Origin of the sequence: Methylobacterium sp. Leaf125 (genome assembly GCF_001423085.1) — a bacterium.
Lineage (GTDB): Bacteria > Pseudomonadota > Alphaproteobacteria > Rhizobiales > Beijerinckiaceae > Methylobacterium.
Map to the genome: position 1 here is coordinate 186892 of NZ_LMNU01000048.1, position 24803 is coordinate 211694.

Here is a 24803-nt window from a genome sequence, read left to right on the forward strand (position 1 = left end):
GAGCCGTTCGACCCGCCGCCCGCGACGCTGGCGGGATGCGGGCAGCCGTCGGATCCGTCGCGGGAGCAACAATCTCCTTGTTGGGCACCGGCAGACGACACCGCTCATCGTATTGTTTCGATTGGGCGGCGAATTTTGCTGTCGTTTCTCAAATACTGACGGCGAGCACGACCGCCGTGTTTCGGGGAGACATCCTCGGACGTTCTGGCATCCGTTTTGCTGAGCCTTCGCCTGTCGCCTGGAGTACTCTGGTTTGTCTCAGTCACCACACCTGACGAAGCTCTCCCGCCGCGCGGTGCTCGCTCTCCCGGTCGGCCTTGCGGCGGCCTCGGGACACGGGGCCGCCGCCGAACCCCGGCGGGGCGGCACGATGGTGATGATCGTGCATCCCGAACCTTCGACGCTGGCGCACTACGCCGTCACCGCCGGCAACATCCCGCCCATCGCGACGCAGGTCTACGAGGGGCTGTGCACCTATGACTGGGACCTGAACCCCCAACCGAACCTGGCCCGATCGTGGGAGATCGCGCCCGACGGCAAAACCATCACCTTCAAGCTGCAGGAGGGCGTGACCTTCCACAACGGCAAGCCGTTCACCAGCGCCGACGTGCAGTACTCGTTCATGGAAGTCTTGAAGAAGTACAACCCGATCGCTCCGGTGATGCTGACGGAACTGACGTCGGTCGACACCCCTGATCCCCTGACGGCGGTTCTGCACCTCGCCAACCCGGCGCCGTACCTGATGAAGGCCCTGTCCGGGCGTGACCTTCCGATCCTGTGCAAGTCCGTCTTCGAGGGGACCGATGTCCTCCAGAACCCCAGCGCCAACAAACCCATCGGCACCGGGCCGTTCAAGTTCGTGAGCTGGGAGCGTGGGCAGTCCGTGCGGCTCGATCGGAACGAGCATTACTGGAAGCCCGGCCTGCCCTACCTCAACCGCATCATCGCCCGTTTCATCCCGGATGCGGGAACCCGGTCGGCGGCGATGGAGGCCGGCGAGGCCCATTTCGCCGCCTACAGCGCGGTGAACTACGCCGACCTAGCACGCATGACATCCAATCCCATCCTGGGGCTGACGACCAAGGGCTACGAGATGACGCCGGCCCAGAGCGTGCTCGAACTCAACGGCCGGCACCCGCAACTCCAGAAGAAGGGCGTGCGCCAGGCGATCGCCTATGCGATCGATCGCAACGTCATCCTGCGGGACGTCATGTACGGCTACGGCCAGCCCGCGACCGGTCCGCTCAGCCGCAAATTCAAGACGGCCGGGCTCTACACGGACGACCTGCGACGGTTCGACGTTCCGGATCGCCTCGAGATCGCCAACCGTCTGCTCGACGAGGCCGGCGCGCCGCGCGGCGCCGACTCCATGCGCTTCGGCCTGCATCTGGAGGTCAATTCATTCGGCGAACAATGGCTGCGGCAGGCCGAATACCTGAAGCAGGCCCTGGCACCGGTCGGCATCGACGTGACGCTGCGGTCCGAGGACACGGCGACGTGGCTCCGGCGGGTCTACACGAACTACGACTACGACCTGAACGAGCCGTTCCTGAGCCAGGGCGTCGATCCGGTCTATGGCCTGAACAAGCAGTTCCTGACGTCGCAGATCCGCAAGGGCGTCACCTTCGTCAACGACATGTTCTACAGCAACCCGGAGGTCGACCGGATGCTCGACGCGGGCATGCGCGAGCCAGATCCGATCAAGCGCGGCGACATCTACAAGAAGGTCCAGCAGATCCTTGCCGAGGACTGCCCGATGGTCTGGCTGATCGACGTGCAATACGTCAGCGTGTTCAATACGAAGCTGCACGACCACACCACAGGTCCGCTGGGGACGCAGCAGGCGTTCGAGCGGGCCTGGATGGACAAGTAGCGTCGTGCGGCTCGCGCGCTATCTCGGCCACCGGATCCTGCTGGCGATTCCGGTGGTGCTCGGCATCGTCGTGCTCAACTTCTTCCTCATTCACCTCGCGCCCGGCGACGCGGCCTCGGTCCTGGCGGGCGAGAGCGGTGCGGCGAGCCCCGAATACCTGGAGCAGTTGCGGCAGAAGTTCGGGCTGGACCAGCCGCTCGGCACGCAGTTCCTCGTCTACCTGACGAACATGCTGCACCTGAACCTCGGATACTCGTTCCGCAACGACAGTCCGGTCACCGACCTCATCCTCGACCGGCTCTGGCCGACGGGCCTGCTGATGCTGACGGCCTTCGGGGCCGCCCTCGTGGCCGGGACCCTGCTGGGGTTGATCGCCGCCACACGGCGGAACTCGTGGCGCGATAGCGTCATCTCGCTCGTGAGCCTCGTCGCCTACGCGACGCCGGGCTTCTGGCTCGGCCTGATGATGATCGTGGTCTTCGCGATCCATCTCGGCTGGCTCCCGACCAGCGGCTTCGACACGGTCGGCGCCGACACCGAGGGCTGGGATCAGGTTTGGGACGTCGCCCGCCACCTCGTGATGCCGGCCATCGCGCTGTCGCTGTTCTATCTCGCCGTCTACGCCCGGGTGATGCGGGCCTCCGTGCTGGAGCAGGTCGGCATGGACTACGTCACCACGGCGCGCGCCAAGGGCCAGACCGAAATCCGGATCATGACGGGGCACGTTCTGCGCAACGCGCTTCTCCCCGTCGTGACCATGGCGGGCGTTCAGGCCGGCAACCTGATCGGCGGGTCCATCGTCGTCGAGACGGTCTTCGGCTGGCCGGGGATCGGCACGCTGGCGTTCAACGCCCTGCAATCCCGTGACCTGAACCTGCTGCTGGGGATCTTCTTCGTGTCGGCCTGCCTCGTCGTTCTGGTGAACCTCGCGGTCGATCTCCTCTACACCGCCCTCGATCCGCGAATGGAGCTCTGAGCATGGGCGCCGGTCTCGCGCGCTTCGCCCGCAACCGCATGGCCCTGTTCGGCGCGGCCATCCTGCTCGGGCTTCTGCTTCTGGTCCTGGCGACGCCAGCCCTCTTTCCAGGCGATCCATTCCGCCTCGCCGGGCCTGCCCTCCAGCCACCGGGCGGGCGCTTCCTGCTCGGCACCGATACCCTCGGGCGGGACGTCGCCGCGCAGATCGCCTACGGCGCCCGCACCTCCCTGCTGATCGGCGTGGGCGCAACGCTCGGCGCCATCCTCTTCGGCGTGATCGTCGGCGGATTGGCCGGGTACTACCGCGGCGCCGTCGAGATCGTCCTCATGCGGGTCACCGAGTTCTTCCAGACCATTCCGGCCTTCGTCCTCGCGATCCTGATCGTGGCGATCCTCTCGCCCTCCGTGACGAGCGAGATCATCGCCATCGCGGCCGTGTCCTGGCCGGGCATCGCGCGCCTGGTCCGGGGCGAGTTCGCGGCCCTCGGTGGCCGGGAGTTCATCCTCGCCTGCACGGGGCTCGGGGCCAGCGACGCGCGGATCATCTTCCGGCACATGCTGCCGAACTGCACCGCGCCGATCATCGCGGTCGGCTCTCTGCTGATCGGCACGGCGATCCTGATCGAGGCCGGGCTCGCCTTCCTCGGCCTCGGCGACCCCAACGTGATGAGTTGGGGCCTGATCATCAGCGCCGGCCGCGCGGTTCTGCGTTCGGCGTGGTGGATCTGCACCTTCCCGGGCATCGCCATCCTGCTCACGGTGCTGGCCATCAATCTCGTGGGCGATGGATTGAACGAAGCCCTGAATCCGAGGCTGCGCGAGCGATGACCACCACCGTTCTCGACATCGAGAAGCTCTCGATCGGCCTGCCGCCCGGAGCGGACCGCGCCCAGGCCGTGACGGATGTCGACCTCGCCCTCCGGGCCGGGGCGGTGACCTGCCTGATCGGCGAGAGTGGATCGGGGAAGTCGATGGTGGCGCGCGCGATCCTGGGATTGCTGCCGAAGCCGCATGTCCGCATTGCCGGCGGCCGCCTCCTGTTCGAGGGGCAGGACCTCGCGGCGATCGATGAGCGCGGGATGCGGGCGATCCGGGGCGCCAGGATCGCGATGATTTTCCAGGAGCCGATGACGGCCCTGAACCCCCTCCATACGATCGGGCGCCAGCTCGACGAGATCCTGCGCATTCACACGACGACCGGCCGCGCCGCGCGTCGCGACAGGATCCTCGCGCTTCTCGACAGCGTCCACCTGCCGGACCCGGCACGCCTCGCCCGGGCGTTCCCGCACCAATTGTCGGGCGGGCAGCGACAGCGCGCGATGATCGCCATGGCGCTCGCGCTCAAACCGCGCCTGCTGATCGCGGACGAGCCGACCACGGCTCTCGACGTCACCACCCAGGCGCAGATCCTTCACCTGATCCGTGACCTTCAACGCGAGCACGGCACCTCGGTCCTGTTCATCACGCATGATTTCGGCGTCGTCGCCGATATCGCCGACAGCGTGGCGGTCCTGCAAAAGGGACGGCTGGTGGAGCAAGGCGGGGTCGCGGACGTCCTCGGCCGCCCCCAGCATCCGTACACCCGCTCGCTCATCGCCGCCGTGCCGAAGCTGGCGCCGCCTCCGGTCCGGCCAGCGAGTACGGCCCCCCTGGTCGTGGAGGGACGTAAGATCGAGAAGGCCTACGGCGCGCGCGGGCTGTTCGGCGGCCGGGCGATCCGGGCGCTGGCCCAGGTCGATGTCGAACTCCGGCGCGGGGAGACCCTCGGAGTGGTCGGGGAGAGCGGCTCCGGCAAGAGCACCCTGGCGCGCGCCGTGACCCGGCTCATGCCGGTGGATGGCGGCGAAATCCTGCTCTCGGGCCACAACGTCGCCGACCTGAGCCGCGCCCAGATGCGCCCGCATCGCAAGCGCGTGCAGATGGTGTTCCAGGATCCCTACGCCTCCCTCGATCCGCGCCAGCGCGTGATCGACATCATCGCGGAGGGACCGATCATCCACGGCACCACGCCCGCGGTGGCACAGGAGGAAGCGCGCGTGCTGCTCGGACTGGTCGGCCTCGATCCGTCGGCCGCGCGACGCTTTCCCCACGAGTTCAGCGGAGGCCAGCGCCAACGGATCGGTATCGCCCGCGCGCTCGCTCTCCGGCCGGATATCCTGGTCGCCGACGAACCGGTCTCCGCGCTCGACGTTTCGGTGCAGGCCCAGATCCTCGCGCTTCTTGCCGACATCAAGGCTCGGCTTCAGCTCAGCATGCTGTTCGTCACCCACGATCTGCGCGTCGCCCTCCAGGTCTGCGACCGGATCGCCGTGATGCGGCAGGGGGCCGTGGTCGAAGTCGGCCCCACGGCAGAGATCTACGCGTCGCCGAAGCATCCCTACACGGCCGCCCTGTTCGCCGCCGTACCCGGCGCCGACTGGCAGGAACGGGCGAGCCGGCCCATTCACGAGCGGACACACGCATGACCCCACCCCCTGGAAACGCCACCGATGCCTTCCTGCCCGGACCCCGGGCCAAGGTCGCGGGGGCCCCGTCCGGTCCGCTTGTCGGTCTCACTTTCGCGGTCAAGGATCTGATCGACGTCGCCGACATTCCGACCGGCGGCGGCAATCCGGACTGGCCGCGTGTCCATCCGACGCCGACCCGGCATGCGGCCGTCGTGCAGTCCCTGCTGGACGCCGGAGCCTCCGTCGTCGGGAAGACCGTCACGGACGAGGTCTCGCTCGGCATCCTGGGCGAGAACGCGCATGACGGCACCCCCCTGAACCCGGTCGCGCCCGATCGTGTCCCCGGAGGCTCATCCAGCGGGTCGGCCTCCGCCGTGGCTGCCGGGGCGTGCGATTTCGCCCTGGGAACAGACACGGGCGGCTCGGTGCGCGTCCCGGCGAGTTTCTGCGGACTCTACGGGATTCGCCCGACCCATGGTCGCGTCGACTTCACCGGCATTGCCCCGCAGGCACCGACCTCCGATACGTGCGGATGGTTCGCCCGCGACGCTGGCACGTTGTCCCGGGTCGCCGAGATCCTGCTCGGCGACCCGCTTCCGACCACCCTGCCCTCTCGCCTGCCCACTCGCCTGCTCGTCGCCACCGATGCCTTCGGCTTCGCGGACGCTTCGGTGCAGGCCGCACTGGCACCTATGGTCGACCGGCTCGCGAGCCTGATCGGACATCGGCAGGACGCGACCCTGGCGCCGCAGGGCTTGTCGGTCTGGCAACGGGCGCAGCGGGTGCTGCAGGGAAGCGAGGCCTGGGCGACGTTCGCGCCTTGGATCGATACCTGCAATCCCCGCCTGGCCTTCGGTGTCGCCCGGGCCCTCATTCAGGGCTCGATGATGTCGGAGGCCGAGCGGAATGCCGCGTCCCTCATGCGGATCGAGGCGCGGGCGCGGATGGCCCTCCTCCTACCGCCGGGCACGATCCTGTGTCTGCCGACGACACCGTTCGCGGCGCCGCTCAAAGGACTGCCCCTCCACCTGCTCAACCCGCTGCGTGAGCGCATCAGCTGCCTCACCAGCCATGGCGGCCTGACGGGTGTGCCGCAGGTGAACCTTCCGGGCGCTACGGACCAGGACGCCCCGATCGGCCTGTCGATCATCGGGGGTGTCGGAACGGATTTCGACCTGATCCGGGTCGCGGTTGCTATGGAGAGATAAGCGATGGATGCCAGCCTGAACCAGCCGCACGTGGTCGCCGAAGTGTCCGCCCTGTTCGAACGCTACGAGCAGGCGCTGATCGACAAGGATGTGGGTGTCCTGGACGACACGTTCTGGGATAGCCCCCACACGATCCGCTATGCGGTCCACGAGAACGGTTATGGCTTCGCGGCAATCCATGCCGCCCGCGTCGCCGCCGTCCCGGTGCCCGGGGGCATCAAGGAGGCCCGCATTCGCCTCGAGATCCTGACCGTGGGCACGGATCTCGCCACGGTGAACCTCGAGTTCAAGCCACGGGGAAAGCCCGGGATCGGCCGCCAGAGCCAGACGTGGTTCCGTTTCCCGGAGCAGGGGTGGAAGGTGATCGCCGCCCACGTGTCGATCATGCCCCCGGCGTCGGAGGGCGCCGGGGCCTGATCGCGCGCGCTAGGTCTCGAGCCAGGCGCGGACAGCGTTCTTGAGGAACGCGGCGTCCGCCGGAATGCCGGCGGGATTGCCGGCCCGGTGTCCCCAGATGCTGGGGATCGGCGTCAGCGCGGCGGTGCGCAGCCGGGATCGTTCGGCCGCGTTGTCGGCGACGCGAAAGTACAGGTCGGTCTCCCCCGGCATGAGCAGGACCCGGGCGGTGATCGCTCCGAGCGCCCGGTCCAGGTCCCCGCCGTAGCGATCGTTGGCACTGATGTCGCTCGCTTCCCAGGTCTGGAGCTGCGCGTAGAGGTCCGCTGCGCGACGGCGCGCGAAGCGCTCCTCCCAATCGGATCGCAGGAACGTCTCCAGATCCGGGGCGCCGAGGGCGACCTCGTGCAGGTTGGCGCGATAGAAGTCCTGGCTCAGCGCCCAACCGGCATAGATGCGCCCGAACGCCCGCAACGCAGCCTTCGGTTCAGAGAGGAAACGCCCGGGCCCGCGGTATTCCGGCGCGGCTTCCAGAACCGCCAGCAACCCCTTCAGGAAGACCCGGTTGTGCGTGGCCGTCCGGGCGCTTCCACAGACGACGACCGCGCGTTCGACGGCCTCGGGAAACAGGGCGGCCCAGTGATAGGCCTGCTGCGCACCCATCGACCAGCCGTAGACGGCATGCAGCCGTTCGATCCCCCAGAGGTCTGCCAGGAGGCGTCGCTGCGCATGAACGTTGTCCCAAGTAGTCACGAGACCGGGCCAGGCCGGTGTCCCCGACGGGCTGGTCGAGAGGCCGTTGCCGAACATGTCGGGAATGACGACGAACCAGCGCGTGGGATCGAGCACGCCGTCAGGACCGATCAACCATTCCAGGTCGGGGTGTTGGGCGGAATAGCTGGTCGGGTAGAGCACGACGTTGTCCCGCGCAGCGGAAAGCGTACCGTGCGTCTTCCAGGTCAGACGTGCATCGGGGAGGATGTCGCCCGATTGCAACCGCAAATCACCGAGGTGGTAAGAGCCGGTATCCGTAGGCCAGCCGCCCATGTGGCGCTCCTCGTTCGTCGAACATGCAGGACTGAAGACCAGCGCATCGCGCGGGAGGGCACGCCACGGGCGAGGCGGTGAAGACGGGCGTACCCCATCCCGCAGCGCGACGTTAGCACGATGACGCGTCATGGCGATGTCGACGCGCCGCTCAGAGTCGCGATGAGACGCGCCCCAGGAGGGCTCGCGCGTCGTCGCCGAGGCGGTCACTCGCAGGCTTGCCCGATGGCCGGCCGGACGTGGTCCTCGCGACCGGCACGGTCACGCAGGGGTCGCCCATCAGGGCCGAGAGCGGTCCCAGCATGCGACGGCCCGCGCCGTCTCCGTATCAGCCTTGATCGAAGCGCTGCCTGGCCTCCGCCGTCATGGGGGCGAACAGATTGACGAGCGTGCCGTCCGGGTCACGCAGGAGCAGCGAGCGGTTACCCCACGGCATCGTTGTGGGCGGCTGCACCACCGCCACGGCGATGCTGGACGTGATCCGTGCGTGTTCCGCGTCCACGTCGCCGACCCGGAACTCGATGATGACGCTTCGATTGGCTGCAGGCTCGGCGACAGCATCCCCGCCGAAGAAGCCCAGCGTACGCGTGCTCCCGATGGCCAATGTTGCGCCCGGCGTGCGGATCTCGATGAAGTCGGGCGTGTAGTGCGTGGCGGTAAGCCCCGTCACGGCCTCGTAGAAGCTGACGAGACGGTCGACGTCGGCGGTGATGATACGGGTCGAGGCAAGATGCACGTCGTTCTCCGGAGCAAGTGCGGTTTTGTCCCCGCCGAGGATGGACGTAGCCGAACCCTGCTGACAGCATCCTGTCAGGAGAGATGAGCCGATGCGCCGCGCCGACCGCCTGTTCCAGATCATCCAGATCCTGCGCCGCTCGGCGCGTCCGATCACGGCCGCGGTGCTGGCGGGCGAACTCGAAGTGACCGTCCGCACGGTCTACCGCGACGTCGCGGACCTGATCGCGCAGCGCGTGCCGATCCGTGGCGAGGCTGGGGTCGGCTACGTCCTCGACCGCGCGTACGACATGCCGCCGCTGATGCTCAGCGCCGACGAGCTGGAAGCGGCGGTGATCGGTGCGCAGTGGGTCGCCAAGCGGGGCGATCCAGGGCTGGCGAGCGCTGCACGCAACCTGCTCGCCAAGATTTCCGCGGTCGTCCCCGATCACCTGCGCCCGTTCATCGCTGACCCGGGCGTCAGTGCCGGCCCCACGCGGCCCGCATCCGCCGATGGCCTCGACATGGCGCGGCTGCGCGCCGCGATCCGCACCGGGTGCAAGCTGCGCATCAGCTATCGTGACGAAGCTGGCCGTGCGAGCGAGCGCGTCGTCTGGCCGGTGATGGTCGGCTACGCCGAAACCGTCCGGCTGCTCGCGGCATGGTGTGAATGGCGGCAGGCCTTCCGCCACTTCCGCACCGACCGCATCGAGGCTTCGGCCTTCCTGGACGAGCGCTTCGAGCGACGACCCGGCGATCTGCGGCGGGACTGGAAGCGTCAGTTCGAGGCCGAGCGCGGATTTCGCCTCCCTTGATCGGCTGCCGGAACCGTCGCGGGTCGAGCCACCGGTTCCGGACACGGCGCGGGTCGCGTGCCCCGACGGAGTGGGGCCGCGAGCCGTCGGTCGCGTTCCCGGCAGGCACGGAGGCGATGCCCCGAGCTTGTCCGACGGCGCCGGGCGAGCGCCTCAAAGAACCTGGGACAGAAAACGTCGGGTGCGCGCATCGACGGCGGACGAGAACAGGGTCTCGGGGGGACCGTGCTCGACGATGACGCCGCGATCGGTGAAGTAGACGTGGTCGGCGACCTCGCGGGCGAAGTTCATCTCGTGGGTGACGAGGAGGCAGGTCATGCCCTCCTCGGCCAGTTCGCGGATGGTGACCAGCACCTCCTTGACCGTCTCGGGATCGAGCGCGGCGGTGACCTCGTCGAACAGCATCACCTCCGGCCGCATCGCCAGCGATCGGGCGATGGCGACCCGCTGCTGCTGCCCGCCCGACATCTCGCCGGGATAGGCCGCCTCCTTGCCCGCGAGCCGCACCTTGGCGAGGAGCGCGCGCGCCCGGACCTCGACCTCCCGCTTGTCCTGGCCGAGCACGTGGATGGGCGCCATCATCACGTTCTCCAGCGCCGTCTTGTGCGGAAACAGGTTGTACTGCTGGAACACCATGCCGACCTTGCGCCGCAGGGCCAGCTTGTCGAGCTTCGGATCGACCACCTCGATGCCGTCGACCCGGATGGTGCCGGAGGTGACCGGGACGAGGGCGTTGATGCAGCGGATCAGCGTCGACTTGCCCGAGCCCGACGGCCCGATGATGCAGACGACCTCGCCCCGGCGCACGTCGAAGCTGATGCCCTTGAGGACCTCGGCCTCGCCGAAGGCCTTGTGCACGTCGAGCACCTGCACGATCGGGCGGTCGGCGGGCGGGACACGCGACATCGGGGACGCACCATCGGACAAGGGAGGCCTCACGCCGTCTCGAACCGCCGCTCCAGGCGCGCGGTCAGCCGGTCGATCGGGTAGCAGTAGAGGAAGAAGCACAGCAGGGCGAAGCCGTAGAGCGGTGCGAACAGTTCGGGCCTGCCCCCTTCCGCCGCGTGGACCTGCGCCGTCAGCGTCAGCATCTCGGTGACGCCCACGATGGAGGCCTGGACGGTGGCCATGGCGATCAAGGCGTAGACGTTCATCCAGGGGGGCAACATCCGCTTGAGGCATTGCGGCAGGATGATGCGGAACAGCGTCTGGCGCCGGGTGAAGGCCAGGGATTCGGCCGCCTCCCACTGGGTGGCCGGAACGGAGCGCACGGCGCCGCGCACGATCTCGGCGACGTTGGCCATCACCGGCAGCGCGAATCCGACCGTCGCCTTGATCCAGTCGGGCAGCGGCACGCGCAACCCGAACACCGTGACCTGGAACGGTACGAGAAACATCACGAAGAACAGCAGCACCAGCCAGGGCACGTTGCGGAAGAACTGCGTCAGGCCCCAGGCGACGCGGCGCAGGATCGGCCCCTCGCTGACCAGGGCGAGGCCCAGCCCGACGCCCGCCCCCGTCCCGAGGAGCATCGCCACCAGCGAGATCGCGACGTTGAAGGCAAAGCCCGTGAGCAGCAGCGGTGCCCAGCGCAGGATCACCTGGAGCGGCGACAGCACTGCGTCGGGCCCCTGGGCGAGGGCCGGCATCACGAGGACGAGGCCGGCGAGCCACGCTCCGAGGAGCCAGGCCCGCACCGGGCCGAGGGTGAACCGGGCCCGGGTGCGCGAGACCCGGAACGGCAGCAGGACCGGCAGGTCGCCCGCGGTCGACGGCCGTGGCCTCACCGGCTGTAACCCGGGATTCGCAGGGCCCGCTCCCAGCGGTGCATCAGCCAGACCAGGACGCCGACGAGGACGGCGTAGGTCGCCAGCAGGACGATCATCATTTCCAGCACGTTCTGCGATTCCGACCAGATCTGCTTCACCGCGTAGAGCGTCTCCGGCACCGCGATGGCGTAGGCCAGGGTGGTGGTCTTCAGGAGATTGATCAGGTTGTTGTTGAGGGCCGGCAGGCAGACCCGGAGGGCGAGCGGCAGCACGACGTAGAGGTAGGCCTTGAGCCGGGTGTAGCCGAGGGACTCGGCCGCCTCGACGGTGGTGCGCGGTACCGCCTCGATGCCCGAACGGAAGATCTCGACGTTGAAGGCCCCGGCGAACAGGGCCAGCGCGACGATGGCCCATTGCACGTTGTCGAGGAGCGGCACCCGCAGGCCGTCGGCGGTCTGGGTGGCCGGCAGCAGGGTGCCGAGCCCGAAGTAGAAGAAGAAGATCTGCACCAGCGGCGGCGTATTGCGGAACACGACGACGAAGCCGTTGACGAGGCCGCGCAGGAACCGGGAGGGACCGCCCTGCAGAAGCGCTCCCACGGCGCCGATGACGAGGCTCGCCAGGATCGTCGTCACCGCGAGCAGCAGGGTGGTCTTCAAGCCGTTGACGTAGCGGTCCCAGTCATAGGGGTCGTAGAAGACCGTGAAGTTGTAGCCCGTGGTCTCGTAGAGGCCCCGGAACCAGTTCGGAACGGCGTCCATCGTGCTCCTCGAGATGGCCGGTCGTTCGGCCCGGCGCGGTTCAGTTGGTCGCGTTCTTGTACTTTTCGTGCATCGCCTTCGAGTATTCCGTCGGCTCGATGCCCCACTTCTTCTCCTCCTCGACGATGAAGCCGGACTTCATCCACTCCTTGGTCGTCGTCTCCAGGAGGCCCTGCAGCGCGCCGTTGCCGAGCGCCACCGCCATCATCCAGGGGGCGTCGAGGATGCCCTTCAGCGGCAGCCCGTAATCCGCCTTCCAGTCGGCGTCGAGGAGTTTCCCCTGAAGCATGCTCTGGTCGTAGACGTAGCCGAGACAATTGCCCTGCTTGAGCGCGAAGAGCGGCTTCTCGGAGCCGTCGAAGGCGACGATCTCCGCACCGTAGGTCCGGGCCACGTCCTTGTTGTACCAGGCGCCCGAGGTGGCGCAGAGGGGCTTGCCTTTCAGCTGCGCCCAGTCCGTGATGCCGGCTTTCTTGGGCAGCATCACGTTGACGAAGTCGGAATAGTATTGCGGGTCGATGGCCTGCACCACGCGGCGGCGCTCCGGCTTGTCTGAGAGCGTGGCGATGAGGAGGTCGACCTTGCCCTGCTGCAGGAACTCGATGCGGTTGGAGGAGACCACCGGCACGAGCTCGAGCTTCACGCCGAGGCGCTTGGCGACGTCGGCGGCCAGGTCCGGCTCGAGCCCGATGATCGCCCCGCTCGGATCGCGGAAGCCGAAGGGCCGGTAATCCGCCTTCACGCCGACGATGAGGGTTCCGCGCTGCTTGATCGCCTCGATCCCATCCGCCGCCGTCGCCAGGGACGCGGACAGCACGGTGGCCGCCGCGAGCAGACCAGCGCCGAGAAACGTCGAAGTCGGCTTGCGCATGGAAGGATACCTTCTGCTGAGCACATCCGGCTCGACCGGAGACGAGACCGGGGCTCGACGTGCGCTCTTCGGGGAGACTGCCCTTACGGGTCCGATCGGGTCAAGCAATCGACAGGCCATGGCTGTGGGGATCAGCCGAACCGCGCGAGCGCATAGGGTGCGAGAGCGATGCGCCCGCCGCCCTGCAGCATCTCCTCGGCCACGGCCTCGCCGATTCCGGCCGAGTGCTTGAAGCCGTGCCCGGAGCAGGCCGACACGACGAGGACCCGGTCCATCCGCGGGTGGCGATCGATGATGAAGCCCCGGTCGGGCGTCACGGTGTAGAGGCAGGCGGCGGCCCGGGTCACCCGCGCCGATGCGCCGGCGAGCCGGCCCGCCACGTGGTGTCGGTGCATCGCGGCGGATTCCGCGGGGCTCACGACGCGGTCGAGGGTCTCGGCCTGCGTCGATGTCGCGTACTGCTCGGTGGCGACCTTCACCTCGGTCTCTCCCGGCAGGGGCGGGAAGCCGTAGAGGTAGTCTGTGTCGCCGGAACCGTGCATCCAGATGAAGACCGGCGCATCGGGCCCGTAGGCCGAGGCGTCGTCGAGGGCGTACCAGTGCAGCAGCTGGCGGTTGACGGTGAGCAGGTCCGTGAAGGGCGCGCCGAGCAGGGGCGCGGTCCAGGCTCCGGCGGCGACCACCACCTGATCGGCCTGGACGAGGCCGCGATCGGTCTCGATGCGGACCCCGCCCGGCTCCTGGCGGATCGATCGCACCGTCGTCCCGGTGCGGATCTGGGCCCCGAGCGCGCCGGCTCGGTGGAGCTGCGCGGCGATGCAGCGCTCGGGCCGGACGTAGCCGCCGCCGGGCTCGTAATAGGCCTTCTCGTCGCCGCCGAGATGGCGGAACTGGGGGAAGCGGCGCGCCACCTCGCGCCCGTCGAGAACCTCGTGCGGGATCGCGAAAGCCCGCGCGGCATCGATCGAGCGCCCGACGAAATCCGGCTTCCCGTGATGCGAGGAAACACCGCTGCCCGGCCCCATCACGAGCGCGCCGCAGGCCGTCAGCAGCGTTTCGCCGGTCTCCGCTTCCAGGCTCCGCCAGATTCGGTGCGAGGCCAGGACGAAGGGGACGTAATCGCGGCCCTCGCCGACGGCCTGCCGGGTGATGCGGCTCTCGCCGTGGCTCGACCCCGAGCTATGCGGCGGGGCGAAGCGATCGAGGCCGACCGCCTTCGCCCCGCGCAAGCCCAACTGGTAGAGGGCCGCGCTGCCCATGGCGCCGAGGCCGACGACGGCAATCTCAAAACGGTCTTCCATCGGTGGATGCGCTCCGGTCCGCCCTCGCGGAGAATGCCGTTCGCTTGCGGAAAAATCGATGGCGAGGCAATGCGCCGGCCGGGATGCCCTGCCCGGCCTGCCGATGGGACGGCGCCGTCGCCGGCTCGCTCCGTCGCCGGACCCCGCTGCGATCGCTGAATCGATCGCCGGCACCCGTAAGCGACCGTACAAGAGGGCGATGTCGTCCAATATGAATCAGATTCAAAACGCGAATGCTTGCCTGATACGCGCCTCTGAGCGCCTTCTGGATTGGTTTTTCTCGTGATTGATCTTCCATGGCGCGAACGGATAGGACGGTGAACGGCCTGCATAGGCGGCTTGGCGCGTGCCTTGCATGAGGTGGCGCGCAGCGCAGAGCCACCGGCTCTCATGGGTTGGCGTGCCCATCCGACGATGCCCGTCCTGGACGGTGCTGCCCGGTCCGACTGCATCATGCCCTCCTCGATGCAGCCCTGCGTCCGGCAGACCGAACGGTCGCGGTGTCATCGCCCTCTGCGGGATCGGAGAGCATCATGTGCGAACGTGACGGTCTGTTCTTTCAACGCTTCTCCCGGCGTGGCCTGCTCCGCGCAGCGGGATCGGCCGGCGCGGCCATCGCGCTGCCGGCCCATCTCGCGGCCCTGGTCGCACCGGCCGCCGCGGCGGGCGCGATGACCACCGTCAAGGCGACCCACGGGTCCGGCTTCTGCAACCTCGGCATGTTCCTCGCCCATGAGCGCAAACTGACCGAGGGCGACGGGGTCAGCCTGGATTTCGTGGTGACGCCCTCGAACGCCGAGATCACGACCATGTTCGGTGCCGGGCTCGTCGACATGTCGATGATCCCCTACTCGAACTTCATGACCCTGTACGACGCCGGTGCCCCGGTGAAGATCGTCGCCGGCGGCGGTGTCCAGGGCTGCATGATCGTGGCGCGCGAAGGCATCCGGTCCGCGGCCGACCTGAGGGGCAAGACCCTCGGCACCTTCCAGGCCGACACCCTCGAGGTCCTGCCGTTCGACTACCTCAAGAAGGCCGGACTGACCTTCCAGGACCTCGACGTACGCTACCTCGATACCTCACCGGAGCTGGCCCAGGCCTTCATCGCCGGCGCGGTCGATGCGATCTGCCATATCGAGCCCTACGCCACGCAGTGCCTGCAGTCGCGCAAGGGCGCCACGCTCCTCTCGGACGGAACCGATGTCTACGGCGCCGGCTATTCCGATTGCGTCCTCGCGGCCCGGACGCCGCTGATCGAGAAGAGCCCCGCCACCGTACGGGCGGTGATCAAGGCCCTGTTCACCGCGCAGTCGCAGATCGAATCCGATCGCGCCGCGGCGCTGAAGGACACCGTCGGCAACTACTACAAGACCACCATGGAAGCCGCGGTCGACGCCTCCGCCAAGCAACCCGTCTGCACGGATCAGCGCAACCAGACCGACTTCATCATCGCCCGCGGGCAGTCGATGAAGGAGATGGGCTACGTCAAGAAGGCGCCCGGACCCGATGCCTTCGACTGGAGCCTGTTGGAGCAGGTCATCGCCGAGAACCGGCCGCTCTATGACGGGCTGAAGCTGAAATCGGCCTGACGGACCCCGCGTCTCCCGGACCCGATTCCCGATCTTCCGAAAGGCAGCCTCATGGCCGCGACGGACGTTCCCCTCGGCGCAGTGGCGCCGGTTTCTGCACAATCCGCGCAGGCGGCTCCGGGACAGGGGCGGCCCTTCGCTCCCCCGCGATACCCGCGCCTGCGCGCAGGTCTGGCGACCCTCGGCTGGAGCCTCGCCTCGCTCGGCCTGTTCGCCGGCCTGTGGGAGGCCCTCTGGGCCCTGGGGTTCCTGAACCCCCTGCTCCTGCCGCCCCCGCACCTGTTCCTCGCCGACCTGCCCGCGACCCTGAAGTATTTCGACCGGTCCAACCGGATCGGCAGCCGCAGCGAGGGCGGGGGCGTGATGCCGCTCCTCGCCACCATCGGGTGGACGACCATGCGGGTCACGGTCGGGCTCGTCCTCGGCTTCGTCGGCGGCGTCCTGGTGGGCGCGCTGCTCCACTATGTCCGGCTGTTCCGCAACCTCGTCCTGCCCACGGTGCTCCTGCTGGCGCCGATCTCGCCGGTGGCCTGGCTGCCGGTGGCGATCTTCGTCTTCGGAATCGGCGACGTGCCGGCGATCTTCCTCGTCTTCATCACCCTGTTCTTCGCCATCGCGCTGACGACGAGCACCCAGATCGCAGCGGTGCCGGTCACCTACCTCAACGTCGCCCGCATCATGGGGGCGGATACCCGCCAGACCTTCTTCCGCGTGGTGCTGCCGGCGATCCTGCCGGGGCTGTTCATGACCCTGCGCCTCAACCTGTTCGCCGCCTGGATGGTGGTGCTGATCGCGGAGGCGGTGGGCGTCGGCAGCGGCCTCGGGCAGATCGTCTCGCTCGCCCGCTCGACCTTCAACGCCCGCCTCAGTTTCTTCACCATGGCGATCATCGGCCTGCTCGGCTTCAGCTTCGACTGGGCCCTGCGCCAGATCCAGGCCCGGATGCTGTGGTGGATCGCACCCCAGGGAGGCGGTCGATGAACGCTCCGGTCCCGACCCCCTCGCTCCGCCGCCCGGCCGTGCACCTGTCGGGTGTCGGCAAGACCTGGACGCCGGCCGGACGCGGCCCCGTCCAGGCTCTGCGCGACGTCGACCTCGACATCGCCCCCGGCGAGTTCGTGGTCTTCCTCGGCCCCTCCGGCTGCGGGAAGTCGACGTTGCTCTACATGATCGCCGGGCTGGAGCCGGCGAGCGCCGGCACGATGGAAGCTGACGGCCTGCCGATCACGGGGCCGGCGGCCGAGCGCGGCCTGATCTTCCAGGACGCCTCGCTGTTCCCCTGGCTGACGATCCTCGACAACGTCGCCTTCGGCCTCTCCATCGGCGCGGTCCAGAAGCTGAAGCGCCGGGAGATTGCCGCCGAGATGCTGCGGCGGGTCGGCCTCGCCGACATGATGGACAAGAAGCCGGACGAGCTCTCCGGGGGCATGCGCCAGCGCGCCGCCTGCGCCCGGGCCCTCGCCATGCGCCCGAAGGTCCTCATGATGGACGAGCCCTTCGCGGCCCTCGACGTCCAGACCCGCGCCAAGATGCAGGATTTCCTGCTGCAGATCTGGCGCGACAGCGGTGCCTCGATCGTCCTCGTCACGCATTCCATCGACGAGGCGGTCGCGCTGGCCGATCGGGTTGTGGTGTTCACCGCCCGTCCCGGCCGGGTGAAGACCATCGTACCGGTGGATCTGCCCCGCCCGCGCAATCCCCGCGACCCGCGCTTCCACGACCTGCGCGACCGCTTCGGCGAACTCCTCGCCGACGAGGTCGACCGGGCCTTCGCGGAGCAGGAGGCGCGCTGAGCGCCGTCCTCGTCCGCCGCCATCGTTCTCAACCACCTGAAGGATCAGCATGACCGAGATCATCGTCGAGGCCCGCACCATCATCACGGGCGTGCAGGACCGGCATACCCCGATCATCCACGACAACGCCGCCGTATTGGTGCGCGACGGCGTCCTCGTCGCGGTCGGCGATCCGGCGGCCTTGCGCGCCACGGCACCGGACGCGACCGTGCATCGTTACCCGCGCCACGTGATGCTGCCGGGCTTCGTCAACAGCCATCACCATGTCGGGCTCACCCCCCTGCAACTCGGCTCGCCCGACCACGCCCTGGAACTCTGGTTCGCCACGCGCATCGCCGCCAAGCGGGTCGACCACGAACTCGACACCCTTTATTCCGCCTTCGAGATGCTCGCCTCCGGCGTCACCACCGTGCAGCACATCCACGGCTGGATGGCGGGCGGCTACGAGCAGGTCCACGGCGCGGCCTCGCAGGTGCTCGGCGCCTATCGCAAGATCGGAATGCGCGCCTCCTACTGCTACGCCGTGCGCGAGCAGAACCGCCTCGTCTACGAGGCCGACGAAGCCTTCTGCGAACGCCTGCCCCAGCCCGTCGCCGGGCAGCTGATGGCGCATCTCAAGGCGCAGTCGATGCCCTTCGCGGATTTCATGACCCTGTTCGAGACCCTGACGGCGGAGAACGAGGGCGAGCGCCTCACCCGGATCCAGCTGGCTCCGGCCAACCTGCACTGGTGCAGCGACGAGGCGCTGCAGACCCTCGATGCCACCGCGCGCAAGCACGGCGTGCCCATGCACATGCACCTTCTCGAGACCGCCTATCAGAAGGAATATGCCCGGCGCCGGACCGGCAAGACCGCCGTGCGGCACCTGCACGACCTCGGCGTGCTCGGGCCGCACCTGACCCTCGGGCACGGCGTCTGGCTGACGGCGGAGGATGCCGACATCGCCGCCGAGACCGGCACCTGCATCTGCCACAACTGCTCGTCGAACTTCCGCCTGCGCTCCGGCGTGGCGCCCCTCAACCTCTACGAGGCCAAGGGCATGACCGTCGGGATGGGCCTCGACGAGGCGGGCATCAACGAGGACCGGGATATGCTCCAGGAACTGCGCCTCGTCCTGCGCGCGCACCGCACCCCCGGCATGGACGACGACGTGCCCACGTGCCCGCAGGTCCTGCGGATGGCGACCGAGCACGGCGCCAAGACCACCGCCTTCGGCCAGAGCATCGGCCGGCTCGATCCGGGCCGCTTCTTCGACGCGGTGCTGATCGACTACGACAAGGCGACCTATCCCTACCAGGACACCGACATCCCGATCCTCGACGCGCTGATGCAGCGCGCCAAGACGGGAGCCGTCGATGCGGTCTTCGTCGACGGGCAGATCGTCTACGCCGACGGCCGCTTCACCCGGGTCGACCGCGATGCCGTGCTCGCCGAGATCGCCGAAACCCTCGGCCGGCCGCGGACCCCGGAAGAGGTCGCCCGGCGGGAGCTCGGGCTCGCCGTCACGCCCCACGTCAAGGCCTTCTACGACGGCTACCTGCCTGACGCCCCGCGCCAGCCTTTCTACGCACCGTCCTCGCGCACCTGATGGTCTGCCCACGCTCCGCCACGGAAACACGAGGTCCGACACGATGATGGGTCGAAAGCGGGCGGCGCTCATCGCCGCGGGGATCGGGGCCTGCACGTCCGTCGCGCAGGCCGAGAGCGCGTTGCGTATCGCCATGACGGCGACCGACATCCCCACCACCACGGGGATGCCGAACAACGGCTTCGAAGGCCTGCGTTTCCTCGGCTATCCGGTCTTCGAGCCGCTGGTGCAGTGGGACCTCACGCGCAGCGACCGGCCCGCGACCCTCAAGCCCGGATTGGCCGAGCGCTGGGAGCAAATGCCCGAGGACAAGCGGACCTGGCTCTTCCATCTGCGCGACGGCGTCGCGTTCCACGACGGCACGCCCTTCACCGCCGATGCCGTGCTGTGGAATCTCGACCGCTACTTCAAGGCCGACAGCCCGCAATACGAGGTGGCCGCCGCCGGCATCACGAAGACGCGTGTGCCGATCATCGCCGGCTACCGCAAGGTCGATGAGCGCACGGTCGCGGTCACGACGACCGTCGCGGCCTCGTACTTCCCCTACATGATGGTCTACCTGCTGTTCACTGCGCCGTCCTCGTTCGAGAAGGGCGGGCGCACCTGGGCCGGGACCGCGATGCTGCCGGCCGCCGGGACGGGACCGTTCCGGATCACGCGGGTCAGTCCGCGCGAGGCCGTCGATCTGGCGCGGTTCGACGGCTACTGGGACGCCACGCGCCGGGCGAAGGTCGACCGGATCCGGCTGATGCCGATCCCGGAGGCGAATGCCCGGATCGCCGCCCTGCGCTCGGGACAGGTCGACTGGATCGAGGTCCCGGCCGCCGACGGGATTCCCTCGCTGAAGGCGGCGGGCTTCACCGTCACCACGGGCTCCTACCCGCATGTCTGGCCGTGGTTCTACAACATCGGCGCCAAGGACAGCCCGTTCCGCGATGTGCGGATCCGGCAGGCGCTGAACTACTGCGTGGACCGCGACGCGATCGTCGGCTTCCTCAACGGGACGGCCGAGCCGGCGGTCGGGTGGCTGAAGGCCGACGATCCGAGCTTCGGCGCGCCGCAGAACCATTACGGCTTCGACCCGGAGCGGGGCCGGGCCCTCCTGGCCGAGGCCGGGTACGGACCCCGGAAGCCCTTGGCCTTCCCGGTGATGATCTCGACCTCGGGCTCGGGCCAGATGCTGCCGCTGCCGATGAACGAATTCCTGCAGGAGAACCTGAAGCAGTCCTGCGGCGTCGAGGTGCGCTTCGAGGTGGTGGAATGGCAGGTGCTCCTGAACGCCACCCGCGCCCTGCCGGATGCCGCGAGCCTCTCGGGTGCCATGGCGCTCAACGTGAGTTCGCCCACCTCCGATGCCGGCGTCATGGCCCGCTACTTCTCCTCCGATCGCTTTCCGCCGGGCGGCTTCAACTTCCCCAACTGGAAGGATGAGACCTTCGACGCCGCGCTCCAGCGCCTGTCGGACTCGACCGACCCGGCGGTGATCGCCGCGGCGACCCGCACCGCGCACGAGCGCCTCGTGGACGACCCGCCCTGGCTCTACGTCGTGCACGACCGCAATCCGCGCGCGATGTCGCCACGGGTGAAGGGTTTCATCCCGGCCCAATCGTGGTTCCTCGACCTGTCCCTCGTCAGCGTCCAGTAGGCGTTCCATGTCCGACCCGACCCATCTCGACGCCCTCTCCCTCGCCGAGGCGATCGCCGCCCGTCGCCTGTCGCCGGTGGACGCCGTCGCGGCGCACCTCGCCCGGATCGCCGTCCATGAGACGACGCTGCAGGCCTTCACGGAGGTCTATGCCGACGATGCGCGCCTCGCCGCCGAGGGCGCCGACCGGGCGATCCGCTCCGGTCACGCCGTCGGTCCCCTGCACGGGGTACCGGTGGTGCTCAAGGACCTGATCGACCTCGCCGGCCGGATCACCATGGGGGGATCGGCCGCGCACCGGGCCCGCCGGGCGCGCACCACGGCCACCATCGCCCAACGGCTGATCGGGCAGGGAATGATCGTGCTGGGCAAGACGCACACCGTGGAGTTCGCCTATGGCGGGTGGGGCACCAACCCGCATCTCGGCACGCCCCGGAACCCCTGGGATCTCGCGGTGGCCCGCACCCCCGGTGGATCGAGCAGCGGCACCGGCGTCTCCGTCGCGGCCCGCATGGCACCCTGGGGGATCGGCACCGACACGGGCGGATCCGTCCGCCTGCCCGCCTCGTTCTGCGGGCTCACCGGGCTCAAGGTCACGGTCGGGCGCGTCAGCACCCACGGGATCGTGCCGTTGAGCGCCACCCTGGATACGCCGGGGCCGCTGGGCCGCTCGGTCGCCGACGTGGCGCTCCTCTATCGCGCGATCGCGGGACCCGACATCCTCGATCCCGCGACGCGCGGCATCGACCCGGTCGATCCGCTGCCCGGACTGACGCGCGGCGTGCGCGGACTGCGTCTCGCCCGCATGCCGAGGGTGGAACGCGAGGGGGTCTCGCCCGAGGTCCTGAGCGCCTACGACGCAGCCCTCGCGCAGTTCGAACGGCTCGGTGCCGAGGTGTTGGAGATCGCCCTGCCGTTCCGCTTCGCCGAGCTCATGAGCGTCCAGGCCAGCGCGGTGACCAATGCCGAGGCCTACTTCGTCAACGGCCGCCTTGCGGAGGACCCGGACGCCCCCCTCGGCGATGCCGTCCGAGCCCGCATCCTGGCCGGGGCAGGCGTGACCGCGCAGGATTATCTCGCCACCCAGTCCCTGCGCCGCGATCTCCAGCGCCGGTTCCTGGCCGCGATGGAGGGGTTCGACGCCCTGCTGACGCCGACCACCGAGACGGTGGCCATTCCCCTCGCGGAGGTCGACGAGGGGCACTTGCCCTCGCGCTTCACCCGGTTCGGTAACCTGCTGGATCTCTGTGCCTTGGCCCTGCCCGACGGTTTCACCGGGGCGGGCCTGCCGCTCTCCCTCCAGATCACGTGCCGTGGTTACGAAGAGGCCATGGCATTGCGGATCGGGCATGCCTATCAAACAGCCACCGCGTGGCACCTGCGCAGCCCCTCCCTCGCAGATACCAACGGTCCCGCGCTTCGATCGCCGTCCTGATGCGACGCCGTACGATGTCGTCCGGGCCGACGCGGGGCCGAGCCCGAGGACCTCGCCGACGTCATTGCCGTCCTGGCAAGCCACGATGGGCGTTTCGGCACCGGCGTGAACCGGCCGGTCGACGGTGGGTTGTCCGCCTCGAACGGCCAACCGCGCCAGGCCCGATCCCACCGCGCACCCCGGACATGCGCCGGTCCGCCGGGCCGGATGTCGCCTTCGGTCGGCAAGGCCCCGGGTCGGGTCGCCGATCGCCGGCGAAGCGCCCCCCTCGAAACGGAGAACGACCATGGACGTCAGACGCCTCGGACATTCGGGCCTTCGTGTCCCCGCCCTGAGCTTCGGCACCGCGACCTTCGGCGGGGGGAACGACTTCTTCAAGGCATGGGGGTCGACCGACGCGGGCGGTGCCTCTCGCCTCGTCGACGTCTGCCTCGACCACGGCGTGACGATGTTCGACAGCGCCGACGTCTATTCGGAGGGGTTGGCCGAGGAGATCCTGGGCGCCGCCATCAAGGGCAAGCGAGACCGCCTGCTGATCTCGACCAAGACCACCTTCCCGATGGGCGACGATCCCAACGGCTTCGGCTCGTCCCGCCAGCATCTCGTCGACGCGGTGGACAAGGCCCTCAAACGGCTGGGCGTCGAGCACATCGACCTGCTGCAACTGCACGGGCAGGACTACAACACCCCGGTGGAGGAGACGCTCTCGACGCTCGACGAGATCGTGCGCTCCGGCAAGGTCCGCTACATCGGCGCCTCGAACTTCTCCGGTTGGCACCTGATGAAGTCGCTCGCGGTTTCGGACCGATACGGCTATCCGAGGCACGTGGCGCACCAGGCCTACTACTCGCTGCTCAACCGCGACTACGAGTGGGAGCTGATGCCGCTCGGGCGCGACCAGGGCGTCGGCGCCGTGATCTGGAGCCCCCTGGGCTGGGGGAAGCTGACCGGCAAGATCCGTCGCGATCAACCGCCGAAGCCCGGCACACGGGCGCATGACATCGCCGAGACCGGACCGCACTACGAGCCGGAGCGCCTGTTCCGGATCGTCGATGCGCTGCTCGGCGTCGCCGCGGAGACCGGCAAGACCGTGCCTCAGATCGCGCTGAACTGGCTGCTCCAGCGCCCGACGGTGTCCAGCATCGTGGTGGGGGCGCGCAACGAGGAGCAGCTCATCGAGAACATCGGTGCGGTGGGGTGGAGCCTCTCGGCGGGACAGGTGGCCAGGCTCGACGCGGCCAGCGACGTGCCCCCGGCTTATCCGGTCTGGCACCAGCGCGGATTCCCGATGTTGAACGAGCGCGGCTGACCGGCGCGAACCTGGCAGGCGGGACGAATTTGGCGGGCGGGACTGACCTGACCGGTATTTTGGACCGAGCTGATTGAGAGGCTACTGCATGGTGGCGGCCATGGGTAGCCGGAAGGCTAGATCCGGGAAGGTGACAGGCGCGGGCGGCCGGTAGTCCAAGGACGGATGCGGTCGAACGCGCTTGTAGGTATTCTGCCAAATCCCGATCACGGTCTGTACCTCTTTGAGCAAGTAGAAGATTTCTTGGCGTAGGCACTCGTCCTTCAGCTTGCGATTGAAGCTCTCACAATAGCCATTCTCCCACGGCGATCCTGGTGCAATGGACTGGATCTGCGGGCCGGTTTTGGCGACCCACTTCCGCAAAGCCTTCGAGATCATCTCTGGGCCGTTGTCGCAGCGGATGTTGTCTGGGATGCCATGCAGGCACATCGCATCGGCCAGCGCCTCGATCACACCCAGACTCTTGATGCGCCTCGCGACCTTGAGCGCCAGGCAGGCGCGATTGTGCTCGTCGATCAGCGTCAGGATACGCAGGCTTCGCCCGTCATGGGTCTGACCCTGCACGAAGTCGAAGCTCCAGACGTGATGGCGATGGAGCGGCCGCAGCCGCACGCAGGAGCCATCGTTCAACCACAGCCGGCTTCGCGGCCGATGCTTTTGCGGAACCTTGAGCCCCTCACGACGCCAGATCCGCTGAACCCGGTCTTTCCCCACCTGCCAACCCGCTGCCTGCAGCAGCGCGGTGACGCGGCGGTAGCCATAGCGTCCGTGACGAAGACGCCAAGGCGACGATGGCGCGGGTCAGCGCATCCTCGTCAGCCGGTACCGTGGGCACGTAGCGTTGCGTGCCCCGGTGCTGGCCGACGATCCGGCAGGCGTGGCGCTCCGAGAGGCCGTACTTCTCCTGGATCGCGTCGACTGCCTGCCGGCGTCGTTCCGGGGCTACAAGTTTCCCGCGGCGACGTCCGCCAGCACCTGACCCTCCAACGATAAGACAGCCACGAGCCGGCGCAATCGCGCGTTCTCGCGCTCCAGATCCTTCAGCCGACGGGCCTGATCAATCTGCAGGCCGCCGTACTCCTTGCGCCAGCGATAGTCGCTTTGCTCGGAAATCTCGGCCTCCTTGCAAGCCAGCGCCAAACTCTTGCCCTGGGCCGTCTGCACCTCAATCTGGCGCAGCTTCAGCACAACCTGCTCCGCACCCGTCTTCTGACCTCGCTTCATGCCCAGCTCCTTCAATCCTGGCTGATCCTCTCAATCAACC

Annotated in this window: 21 protein-coding genes and 1 pseudogene; 14 read left to right on the forward strand and 8 right to left on the reverse strand. The window is 68.5% G+C overall.

Annotated elements, in window-relative coordinates; all coding sequences use genetic code 11:
* Positions 1-253 precede the first annotated feature (253 nt).
* Genes ASF58_RS23795 through ASF58_RS23820 form a run of 6 tightly spaced genes read left to right on the forward strand, consistent with a single transcriptional unit; the run spans position 254 to position 6923 of the window.
* On the forward strand, positions 254-1873 hold the full coding sequence (locus ASF58_RS23795; RefSeq protein ID WP_156375867.1) for an ABC transporter substrate-binding protein: 1620 nt from the start codon (positions 254-256) through the stop codon (positions 1871-1873).
* Positions 1874-1877: 4 nt separating this feature from the next.
* On the forward strand, positions 1878-2849 hold the full coding sequence (locus ASF58_RS23800) for an ABC transporter permease (RefSeq protein ID WP_055958648.1): 972 nt from the start codon (positions 1878-1880) through the stop codon (positions 2847-2849).
* A 2-nt stretch (positions 2850-2851) separates the two neighbouring features.
* Positions 2852-3679, forward strand: a complete 828-nt coding sequence (locus ASF58_RS23805) for an ABC transporter permease (protein ID WP_055958651.1) — start codon at positions 2852-2854, stop codon at positions 3677-3679.
* Positions 3676-5316: a dipeptide ABC transporter ATP-binding protein gene (locus ASF58_RS23810; RefSeq protein WP_055958654.1), complete on the forward strand. Its 1641-nt coding sequence runs from the start codon at positions 3676-3678 to the stop codon at positions 5314-5316. Before ASF58_RS23805 ends, ASF58_RS23810 begins: the two co-directional genes overlap by 4 nt.
* Positions 5313-6506, forward strand: a complete 1194-nt coding sequence (locus ASF58_RS23815; protein ID WP_055958656.1) for an amidase — start codon at positions 5313-5315, stop codon at positions 6504-6506. The genes ASF58_RS23810 and ASF58_RS23815 overlap by 4 nt, the downstream gene beginning before the upstream one ends.
* 3 nt (positions 6507-6509) lie before the next feature.
* On the forward strand, positions 6510-6923 hold the full coding sequence (locus tag ASF58_RS23820) for an AtzH-like domain-containing protein (protein WP_055958659.1): 414 nt from the start codon (positions 6510-6512) through the stop codon (positions 6921-6923).
* 9 nt (positions 6924-6932) lie between these two features.
* On the opposite strand, the gene ASF58_RS23825 is transcribed toward ASF58_RS23820, so the two are convergent.
* Complete coding sequence (locus ASF58_RS23825) at positions 6933-7949, reverse strand: alpha/beta fold hydrolase (RefSeq protein WP_055958662.1); 1017 nt, start codon at positions 7947-7949, stop codon at positions 6933-6935.
* Between the two features lie 328 nt (positions 7950-8277).
* Entirely contained in the window at positions 8278-8685 is a 408-nt protein-coding gene (locus tag ASF58_RS23830) for a VOC family protein (protein WP_055958664.1), read from the reverse strand.
* Positions 8686-8776: 91 nt separating this feature from the next.
* Between ASF58_RS23830 and ASF58_RS23835 the strand changes: the two genes are divergently transcribed.
* Positions 8777-9478: a YafY family protein gene (locus ASF58_RS23835; protein WP_055958667.1), complete on the forward strand. Its 702-nt coding sequence runs from the start codon at positions 8777-8779 to the stop codon at positions 9476-9478.
* A gap of 153 nt (positions 9479-9631) precedes the next feature.
* Here ASF58_RS23835 and ASF58_RS23840 read toward each other — a convergent pair whose 3' ends face one another.
* The 5 genes from ASF58_RS23840 to solA form a co-directional block, all read right to left on the reverse strand.
* Positions 9632-10384: an amino acid ABC transporter ATP-binding protein gene (locus ASF58_RS23840; RefSeq protein WP_055958671.1), complete on the reverse strand. Its 753-nt coding sequence runs from the start codon at positions 10382-10384 to the stop codon at positions 9632-9634.
* Positions 10385-10413: 29 nt separating this feature from the next.
* Positions 10414-11265, reverse strand: a complete 852-nt coding sequence (locus tag ASF58_RS23845; RefSeq protein ID WP_055958675.1) for an amino acid ABC transporter permease — start codon at positions 11263-11265, stop codon at positions 10414-10416.
* The gene (locus ASF58_RS23850; RefSeq protein ID WP_055958678.1) at positions 11262-12008 is read right to left on the reverse strand and encodes an amino acid ABC transporter permease; all 747 of its coding nucleotides are present in this window, start codon (positions 12006-12008) and stop codon (positions 11262-11264) included. Before ASF58_RS23850 ends, ASF58_RS23845 begins: the two co-directional genes overlap by 4 nt.
* A gap of 40 nt (positions 12009-12048) precedes the next feature.
* Entirely contained in the window at positions 12049-12879 is an 831-nt protein-coding gene (locus ASF58_RS23855; RefSeq protein WP_055958681.1) for a transporter substrate-binding domain-containing protein, read from the reverse strand.
* A gap of 131 nt (positions 12880-13010) precedes the next feature.
* Positions 13011-14180, reverse strand: coding sequence for an N-methyl-L-tryptophan oxidase (gene solA, locus ASF58_RS23860; protein ID WP_055958684.1), 1170 nt, complete (start codon positions 14178-14180; stop codon positions 13011-13013).
* 533 nt (positions 14181-14713) lie between these two features.
* On the opposite strand from solA, the gene ASF58_RS23865 reads away from it, so the two are divergent.
* From ASF58_RS23865 to ASF58_RS23895, 7 genes are all read left to right on the forward strand, one after another.
* Positions 14714-15769 carry an ABC transporter substrate-binding protein gene (locus ASF58_RS23865; RefSeq protein ID WP_055958688.1) on the forward strand — a complete coding sequence of 352 codons (1056 nt, stop codon included), beginning with the start codon at positions 14714-14716 and terminating at the stop codon, positions 15767-15769.
* A gap of 51 nt (positions 15770-15820) precedes the next feature.
* Entirely contained in the window at positions 15821-16750 is a 930-nt protein-coding gene (locus ASF58_RS23870) for an ABC transporter permease subunit (RefSeq protein ID WP_055958690.1), read from the forward strand.
* Positions 16747-17562: an ABC transporter ATP-binding protein gene (locus ASF58_RS23875; protein WP_055958694.1), complete on the forward strand. Its 816-nt coding sequence runs from the start codon at positions 16747-16749 to the stop codon at positions 17560-17562. The genes ASF58_RS23870 and ASF58_RS23875 overlap by 4 nt, the downstream gene beginning before the upstream one ends.
* A gap of 49 nt (positions 17563-17611) precedes the next feature.
* Entirely contained in the window at positions 17612-19150 is a 1539-nt protein-coding gene (locus ASF58_RS23880) for an amidohydrolase family protein (RefSeq protein WP_055958697.1), read from the forward strand.
* A 43-nt stretch (positions 19151-19193) separates the two neighbouring features.
* Positions 19194-20795, forward strand: a complete 1602-nt coding sequence (locus tag ASF58_RS23885) for an ABC transporter substrate-binding protein (RefSeq protein ID WP_055958699.1) — start codon at positions 19194-19196, stop codon at positions 20793-20795.
* 7 nt (positions 20796-20802) lie between these two features.
* Positions 20803-22230, forward strand: coding sequence for an amidase (locus ASF58_RS23890; protein ID WP_055958702.1), 1428 nt, complete (start codon positions 20803-20805; stop codon positions 22228-22230).
* Positions 22231-22516: 286 nt separating this feature from the next.
* Positions 22517-23539, forward strand: coding sequence for an aldo/keto reductase (locus ASF58_RS23895; RefSeq protein WP_055958705.1), 1023 nt, complete (start codon positions 22517-22519; stop codon positions 23537-23539).
* A gap of 81 nt (positions 23540-23620) precedes the next feature.
* Here ASF58_RS23895 and ASF58_RS23900 read toward each other — a convergent pair.
* Positions 23621-24763: pseudogene (locus ASF58_RS23900) on the reverse strand (IS3 family transposase).
* Between the last annotated feature and the right edge of the window lie 40 nt (positions 24764-24803).

What these genes read in the sequence shown, in the direction of transcription:
- ASF58_RS23805 (WP_055958651.1), top strand. Translation starts at nt 2,852, where the DNA reads ATGGGCGCCGGTCTCGCGCGCTTCGCCCGCAACCGCATGGCCCTGTTC.
- ASF58_RS23810 (WP_055958654.1), top strand. Translation starts at nt 3,676, where the DNA reads ATGACCACCACCGTTCTCGACATCGAGAAGCTCTCGATCGGCCTGCCG.
- ASF58_RS23815 (WP_055958656.1), top strand. Translation starts at nt 5,313, where the DNA reads ATGACCCCACCCCCTGGAAACGCCACCGATGCCTTCCTGCCCGGACCC.
- ASF58_RS23820 (WP_055958659.1), top strand. Translation starts at nt 6,510, where the DNA reads ATGGATGCCAGCCTGAACCAGCCGCACGTGGTCGCCGAAGTGTCCGCC.
- ASF58_RS23825 (WP_055958662.1), bottom strand. Translation starts at nt 7,949, where the DNA reads ATGGGCGGCTGGCCTACGGATACCGGCTCTTACCACCTCGGTGATTTG.
- ASF58_RS23835 (WP_055958667.1), top strand. Translation starts at nt 8,777, where the DNA reads ATGCGCCGCGCCGACCGCCTGTTCCAGATCATCCAGATCCTGCGCCGC.
- ASF58_RS23840 (WP_055958671.1), bottom strand. Translation starts at nt 10,384, where the DNA reads ATGTCGCGTGTCCCGCCCGCCGACCGCCCGATCGTGCAGGTGCTCGAC.
- ASF58_RS23850 (WP_055958678.1), bottom strand. Translation starts at nt 12,008, where the DNA reads ATGGACGCCGTTCCGAACTGGTTCCGGGGCCTCTACGAGACCACGGGC.
- ASF58_RS23855 (WP_055958681.1), bottom strand. Translation starts at nt 12,879, where the DNA reads ATGCGCAAGCCGACTTCGACGTTTCTCGGCGCTGGTCTGCTCGCGGCG.
- solA (WP_055958684.1), bottom strand. Translation starts at nt 14,180, where the DNA reads ATGGAAGACCGTTTTGAGATTGCCGTCGTCGGCCTCGGCGCCATGGGC.
- ASF58_RS23865 (WP_055958688.1), top strand. Translation starts at nt 14,714, where the DNA reads ATGTGCGAACGTGACGGTCTGTTCTTTCAACGCTTCTCCCGGCGTGGC.
- ASF58_RS23870 (WP_055958690.1), top strand. Translation starts at nt 15,821, where the DNA reads ATGGCCGCGACGGACGTTCCCCTCGGCGCAGTGGCGCCGGTTTCTGCA.
- ASF58_RS23875 (WP_055958694.1), top strand. Translation starts at nt 16,747, where the DNA reads ATGAACGCTCCGGTCCCGACCCCCTCGCTCCGCCGCCCGGCCGTGCAC.
- ASF58_RS23880 (WP_055958697.1), top strand. Translation starts at nt 17,612, where the DNA reads ATGACCGAGATCATCGTCGAGGCCCGCACCATCATCACGGGCGTGCAG.
- ASF58_RS23885 (WP_055958699.1), top strand. Translation starts at nt 19,194, where the DNA reads ATGATGGGTCGAAAGCGGGCGGCGCTCATCGCCGCGGGGATCGGGGCC.
- ASF58_RS23890 (WP_055958702.1), top strand. Translation starts at nt 20,803, where the DNA reads ATGTCCGACCCGACCCATCTCGACGCCCTCTCCCTCGCCGAGGCGATC.
- ASF58_RS23895 (WP_055958705.1), top strand. Translation starts at nt 22,517, where the DNA reads ATGGACGTCAGACGCCTCGGACATTCGGGCCTTCGTGTCCCCGCCCTG.